Source organism: Kitasatospora sp. NPDC057512, from assembly GCF_042802135.1.
In the GTDB taxonomy this organism is placed as follows: domain Bacteria; phylum Actinomycetota; class Actinomycetes; order Streptomycetales; family Streptomycetaceae; genus Kitasatospora.
This window is the reverse complement of the sequence record NZ_JBHVET010000598.1, coordinates 1-5,565: the sequence shown is the minus strand read 5'-3', so window position 1 is coordinate 5,565 and position 5,565 is coordinate 1. Positions and strand designations below refer to the sequence as shown.

6 protein-coding genes are annotated in these 5,565 nt (G+C 74.0%); 3 read left to right on the top strand and 3 right to left on the bottom strand.

What is annotated here, in order from left to right:
* The first annotated feature begins 55 nt into the window (after nucleotides 1-55).
* The gene (locus tag ACFU6K_RS29995) at nucleotides 56-1,543 is read left to right on the top strand and encodes an aldehyde dehydrogenase (RefSeq protein ID WP_380668271.1); all 1,488 of its coding nucleotides are present in this window, start codon (nucleotides 56-58) and stop codon (nucleotides 1,541-1,543) included.
* Nucleotides 1,540-2,256: a gamma-glutamyl-gamma-aminobutyrate hydrolase family protein gene (locus ACFU6K_RS29990; RefSeq protein ID WP_380668269.1), complete on the top strand. Its 717-nt coding sequence runs from the start codon at nucleotides 1,540-1,542 to the stop codon at nucleotides 2,254-2,256. The genes ACFU6K_RS29995 and ACFU6K_RS29990 overlap by 4 nt, the downstream gene beginning before the upstream one ends.
* Before the next feature lie 3 nt (nucleotides 2,257-2,259).
* Here ACFU6K_RS29990 and ACFU6K_RS29985 read toward each other — a convergent pair whose 3' ends face one another.
* The 3 genes from ACFU6K_RS29985 to ACFU6K_RS29975 all read right to left on the bottom strand — a co-directional run bounded on the left by ACFU6K_RS29985 (nucleotide 2,260) and on the right by ACFU6K_RS29975 (nucleotide 4,267).
* Nucleotides 2,260-2,832 (bottom strand): MarR family winged helix-turn-helix transcriptional regulator, encoded by a 573-nt coding sequence (locus ACFU6K_RS29985; RefSeq protein WP_380668267.1) that lies wholly within the window; start codon nucleotides 2,830-2,832, stop codon nucleotides 2,260-2,262.
* Between the two features lie 176 nt (nucleotides 2,833-3,008).
* A complete protein-coding gene (locus ACFU6K_RS29980; RefSeq protein ID WP_380668265.1) occupies nucleotides 3,009-3,707 on the bottom strand; it encodes a hypothetical protein in 699 nt (232 codons plus the stop codon).
* Complete coding sequence (locus ACFU6K_RS29975; protein ID WP_380668263.1) at nucleotides 3,704-4,267, bottom strand: RNA polymerase sigma factor; 564 nt, start codon at nucleotides 4,265-4,267, stop codon at nucleotides 3,704-3,706. Before ACFU6K_RS29975 ends, ACFU6K_RS29980 begins: the two co-directional genes overlap by 4 nt.
* A 315-nt stretch (nucleotides 4,268-4,582) precedes the next feature.
* Between ACFU6K_RS29975 and ACFU6K_RS29970 the strand changes: the two genes are divergently transcribed.
* Nucleotides 4,583-5,413: an SAM-dependent methyltransferase gene (locus ACFU6K_RS29970; protein ID WP_380668261.1), complete on the top strand. Its 831-nt coding sequence runs from the start codon at nucleotides 4,583-4,585 to the stop codon at nucleotides 5,411-5,413.
* Nucleotides 5,414-5,565: the final 152 nt, after the last annotated feature.

Here is a 5,565-nt window from a genome sequence, read left to right as displayed (position 1 = left end):
CCCGCAGGCAGGGCGCGCGCCACCCATCCCGCACCCCCGTGCTCCGGAGGACCCCATGACCCTCGCCACCCACGACGACTGGCTCCGCCGGGCCGAGGCGCTGGAACCGGCCGTCACGCACCTGATCGACGGCGCCGACGAACCCGGCGGCGGCGCGTTCCCCGTGGTGTCGCCCCGCGACGGCCGGGTGCTGGCCGAGGCCGCCGACGCCGGCCCGGCCGAGGTCGACGCGGCCGTCGCCGCCGCCCGCCGCGCCTTCGACCACGGTCCCTGGCCGCGGCTCTCCCCGGCCGACCGAGGACGGATCCTGCTGCGGTTCGCCGACCTCCTGGAGGAACGGCGGACCGAACTGGCGCTCACCGTCAGCCTGGAGATGGGCAAACCCGTCACCGACGCCCACGACATCGAACTGCGGGCCGTCATCACCACCTTCCGCTGGTACGGCGGGCTCGCCGACAAGCTCACCGACGAGTCCCCGCACACCGCGCCCGACGCCCTCGCCCTCGTCACCCGGGAGCCCGCCGGCGTCGTCGGCGCGGTCGTCCCGTGGAACTTCCCGCTCACCCTGGCCGGTTGGAAGATCGCCCCGGCGCTGGCCGCCGGCTGCACGGTCGTCCTCAAGCCCTCGGAGCACTCCCCGCTGTCCGCCCTGCTGCTCGGACGGATCGGCCTCGCGGCGGGGCTGCCGCCGGGCGTGCTCAACGTCGTGGCCGGCGACGGACCGGTGGCCGGCCGGGCCCTCGGCCTCCACCCCGACGTGGACGTCCTCGCCTTCACCGGCTCCACCGCCGTCGGACGCCACTTCCTGCACTACTCCGCCGACTCCAACCTCAAGCGGGTCTGGCTGGAGCTGGGCGGCAAGTCGCCGAACATCGTCCTGCCCGACGCCCCCGACCTGGAGCGGGCCGCGGCCACCGCCGCCTGGGGCATCTTCTTCAACCAGGGCGAGATGTGCACCGCGCCCTCCCGGCTGCTGGTCCACCGCTCCGTCGCCGACCAGGTCACCGAGGCCGTCGTGGCGCGCGCCCGCGCCCTGCGGGTGGGCGACCCCCTCGACCCGGCCACCGAGATGGGCGCCCTGGTCGGCGAGCACCACCTCGACCGGGTGCTCGGCCACGTCCGGACCGCCCTCGACGACGGCGCCCGCCTGCGCACGGGCGGCGGGCGCACCCTGCCCGGCACCGGCGGCTCCTACCTCGAACCGACCGTCTTCGACCGGGTCGCCCCCGACAGCCGGCTGGCCCGCGAGGAGGTCTTCGGCCCGGTGCTCTCCGTCCTCGCCTTCGACGACCTCGACGAGGCCGTCGCCCTCGCCAACGCCACCGAGTACGGCCTCGCGGCCGGCCTGTGGACCTCCGACCTGTCCACCGCCCACCGGGTCTCCCGCGCCCTCAGGGCCGGTACGGTCTGGGTCAACTGCTACGAGGAGGGCGACCTCACCGTGCCCTTCGGCGGCATGAAGCAGTCCGGCAACGGACGCGACAAGTCCGCCCACGCCCTGGAGAAGTACACCGAACTCAAGACCACCTGGATCCAGCTTTGACCCGTCGTCCGCTGATCGCGGTCCCCGCCCGCTTCGCCGCCACCACCTCCGCGCTGCGGTACGCCGCGGAGGTCAGCGCCCGCGCGCTGGTCGAGGCCGTCTGGCGGGCCGGCGGCGAGCCCGCCACCCTGCACCCGCACGCGCCCGGCGGTACCGCCGACCCCGCCGAGGTCGCCGCCCGGCTCTCCCGCTTCGACGCGCTGCTGCTCCCCGGCGGCGGCGACCTGGCGCCCCACCGCTACGGGGCGACCGACGCCCACGAGGCCGTCTACGACGTGGACGAGGAGCAGGACGCGTTCGACCTGGAACTCGCCCGGCGGGCCCTCGCGAGCGGACTGCCGCTGCTGGCCGTCTGCCGCGGACTCCAGGTGGTCAACACGGTGCTGGGCGGCACCCTGCACCAGGACATGGGCGGCCCCGGACGGGACCACCGCCACCTGCGGCACCCCGTCCCGCTCGCGCCCGGCTCCGCGCTGGCCCGGATCACCGGCGCCGGGGAGGTCCGGGCATCCTGCTACCACCACCAGCACGTGGACCGCCTCGGCGAGGGCCTGGCCGTCACCGCCCGGGCCGCCGACGGGACCGTCGAAGCCGTCGAACTCCCCGGGCACGACGGCTGGTTCGCCGCCGTGCAGTGGCACCCCGAGGACACCGCCCACGAGGACCCGGCCCAGCAGCGCCTCTTCGACGCCCTGGTACGGGCCGCCGGCTGAACGTCAGCCGCGGGCGCGCCGTCCGCTGCGGCGCGGGGCGGGCTCCGCGCCGTTCAGCAGCGAGCGGCGCCGCTCCTCGCCCGACTCCTCGACCTGGAGCACCACGCGCCGCAGCCCGTCGGCGAGGCCGACGCACTCCGCGTCGCTCAGCCGGCCGGTGACGAAGGACTCCTCCTCGTTGAACGCGGGGAACACCTCGCGCATGAACTCCTCGCCCTCCTCGGTGAGCGCGAGCAGCACCAGCCGTCCGTCGGTGGGGTGGTCGGTGCGCCGCAGCAGCCCGCGCGACTCCAGCGTGCGGGACACCCCGGTCAGCGTGCCCTTGGAGATCCCCGCCTCCTCGGCGACGTGCCGGGTCTCGGACTCGCCCCAGACCCACACCACCCACAGCACCACGAAGGCGGTCCAGGTCAGGTCCGAGCCGCGCAGCACGGAGTTCTCCAGGTGCTGCCGGACGGCGGACGCGGCCCGGTAGATGTTGGCCACCGCGGCCATCCGCTCCCGGCGGATCGGAATGCCGCCGAGCTTCGCCTGGACGAGCCGCTCCGCCTCGTTGATGGACCGCTGGCTGGGCACCGGTGCTCCCTCGTCTCGCCGTCACCGCATCGGACATGGCCTGCGCCGCCGGCACGGAGGTTTGGGCCCGTACCAGTGACTCAGGCATCTTAGATGGCCGGATCCGCCCACCCGCGGCGCGACCGCCCGCCCGGGCGGGGTGGCGGGGCCTCGGTGGCGGGGGTCAGGGGCGGGGCTCAGGCGTGACCGGCGTGGCCGGACGCGTGGGCGAGGTCGTCCACGAGGGTGGGGGAGGGCTGGGGGATCTCGCCGTGGTCCTCGTCGTCGGAGGTGACGGGCAGCTGGTGGACGACGGCGGCCACGCGCGGGGGCAGGCGCAGGGTCAGGCCGTCGTGGCAGGCGGCGAGGGTGTCGGCCCACACGGCGGGCGGGAGCGGCCGGCCGGGCCAGGGCGCGGTCGGCGCGGCCGGGTTGCGGGCTTCGGCGGCGAGTTGGTCGGCCTGGTCGCGCCAGTAGTCGGCGTCGCGGAACTCGCCCCGGGCGGCGTGCAGGAAGGACAGGCAGCTGGCGGCGGTCGTGCTGCCGCCGCCGGCGGCGAACTGCAGCCAGAACTGGCAGCCGTCGTCGTGTCCGGCGAGGTGGAGCAGTGCGGCCAGGACGAGCGCGCCGCCCGGGTGGATGCGGCGCCGGCTGTTGGCGAGGGCCTCCAGGGAGTCGGCGGCCTCGGGCTGGGCGATGATCAGGGTCGCGGCGAGGTCGAGTTCGTGGCGGGCCTGGAGGTGCTCGGCGCCGAGGGGGGCGCGGGCGCGGACGAGGCGGCGCAGGTCGGGACCGGACACGCCGTCGGGCAGCTCGACCGGTCCGTCGGGTTCGTCGCCGTTCCCGTCGTACCGGTTCCGGGGGGTGGCTGCCCGGCGGTCGTGTCCCCGTGTCACTGCATGTCCCCCATGGTGGTGTCGGTGCCGAGGAGGCGGCGGAGCTTGGCCAGGCCGTGGCTGGTGGTGGTGCGGGCGTTGGTCTCGGTGATGCCGAGGTAGGTGGCGATCGTCGGGTAGTCGATGTCCAGCATGTAGCGGAGCACGATCATGTCGTACTGGCGCTCCGGCAGGCGCAGGATCGCCTTGTAGAGCTCCTCGTAGTCGTTGTCGAGGTTCTCCAGGCTGACGCGGGCCAGGGCCTGGGCGCCTCGGATGGCGACGATCCAGTCCGGGACGACCGCCCTGGGCGGGACCTGGCCGGCGCTCATCTCCCGGTCGGCGATGCACCGCTTGGCGATCATCCAGGCGTGGGCCTCGATGTCGGGCTGGCTCAGCGCGCCGAGCCAGTCCTGCCCCAGTTCCCGGCGGGTGCTGCGGATCGCCTGGTCGACGAGCTCCTGGTCGTGCAACCGGGCCCAGGCGACTCCGCGCCAGGTCTCTTCGCGGCTGTCGCAGAAAGCCTGGTAGGACAGCCGATGAGCGGGGCGTACCGCTGCCCACTCGTCGTCGCTGGTCAAATGATCCTCCTCGTCGGCCTTGCGGACGACGTTCGGCCGACCCGGGGGTCGGGAACGGTGGAGTCCGGTGGAGAACGGCCGTCCTCCGTACGGACATCCAATCGTCCCGAAAAGCCTGATGTGAAGGGGATCCCAAAAAGGTTTGTATGAACTGGCATGTGATGACTTGTCAGATGGTGATCAGTCACATGCGATCAGATATCGTCACGTTGAGCTGAACGATGGCCCGCGCAAGGGTTCGCCACGCCGCGCCACGGGTTGTGGTGCGCTGGCCCGCGGGCACGACATGACGCCGACGCAGGGGGACAACGCACCATGGCAGCAGAGCAGCACGACGACACCGCCACTCCGCCGGGCGCCGAGGTCAACCTCGCCATCCACCGCCCGCACTCGGCGCGGATCTACGACTACTTCCTCGACGGCACGACCAACTTCCCCGCCGATCGGGAGGCCGCCGGGCACGCCCTCGCGGTCTTCCCCCAGGCCCGGTCGGCGGCCCGCGCCAACCGGACGTTCATGCACCGCGCCACCCGCGCACTCGCGCGCGGCGGCGTCACCCAGTTCCTCGACATCGGCACCGGCATCCCGACCTCGCCCAACCTCCACGAGATCGCCCAGGGCATCGAACCGCGGGCCAGGATCGTCTACGCGGACAACGACCCCATCGTCCTCACCCACGCCCAGGCCCTCCTGCGCAGCAGCCCCGAGGGGCGAACCGCCTACGTCCAGGCCGACGTCCGGGATCCCGACGCCCTCCTGGACGCGGTCCGCGCCACCGGCGTCCTCGACTTCACCCGGCCGATCGCCCTGAGCCTCGTCGCCCTGCTCCACTTCGTCCCCGACGGTGCCCACGAGATCGCCGAAACGCTCGGGAACGCGCTGTCGGCCCGTGGTTCCGCCCTCGTGATCAGCCACTTCACCCCCGACTACGCCCCCCAGGACGCGGCCCGCATCGAGCAGGTCTACCGCGACAACGGCAACCCGGTCCGCGCCCGGGCCGCCGACGAGTTCGCCCGGTTCTTCACCGGCTGGGACATCCTGGCCCCCGGCGTCACCTCCACCCCCCGCTGGCGCCCCGAACCCGACACCCCGCACGTCAGCGACGCCGAGGCGTCCTGCCTCGCCGCCGTGGCCATCCGCCCCTGACCGGCCCCCGGTACCAGTCTGGCAGGCCGCCGCCCCCGATGTGAAAGTCCGTCACGACGAATCGGCCCCGCAGACGCGAGTTCGAAGACACGCCCTATGGCGCGCTCCGGCCCCGCGTCGGCGGGTGCCGGTCGTCGGGGCGAGTCGTACGG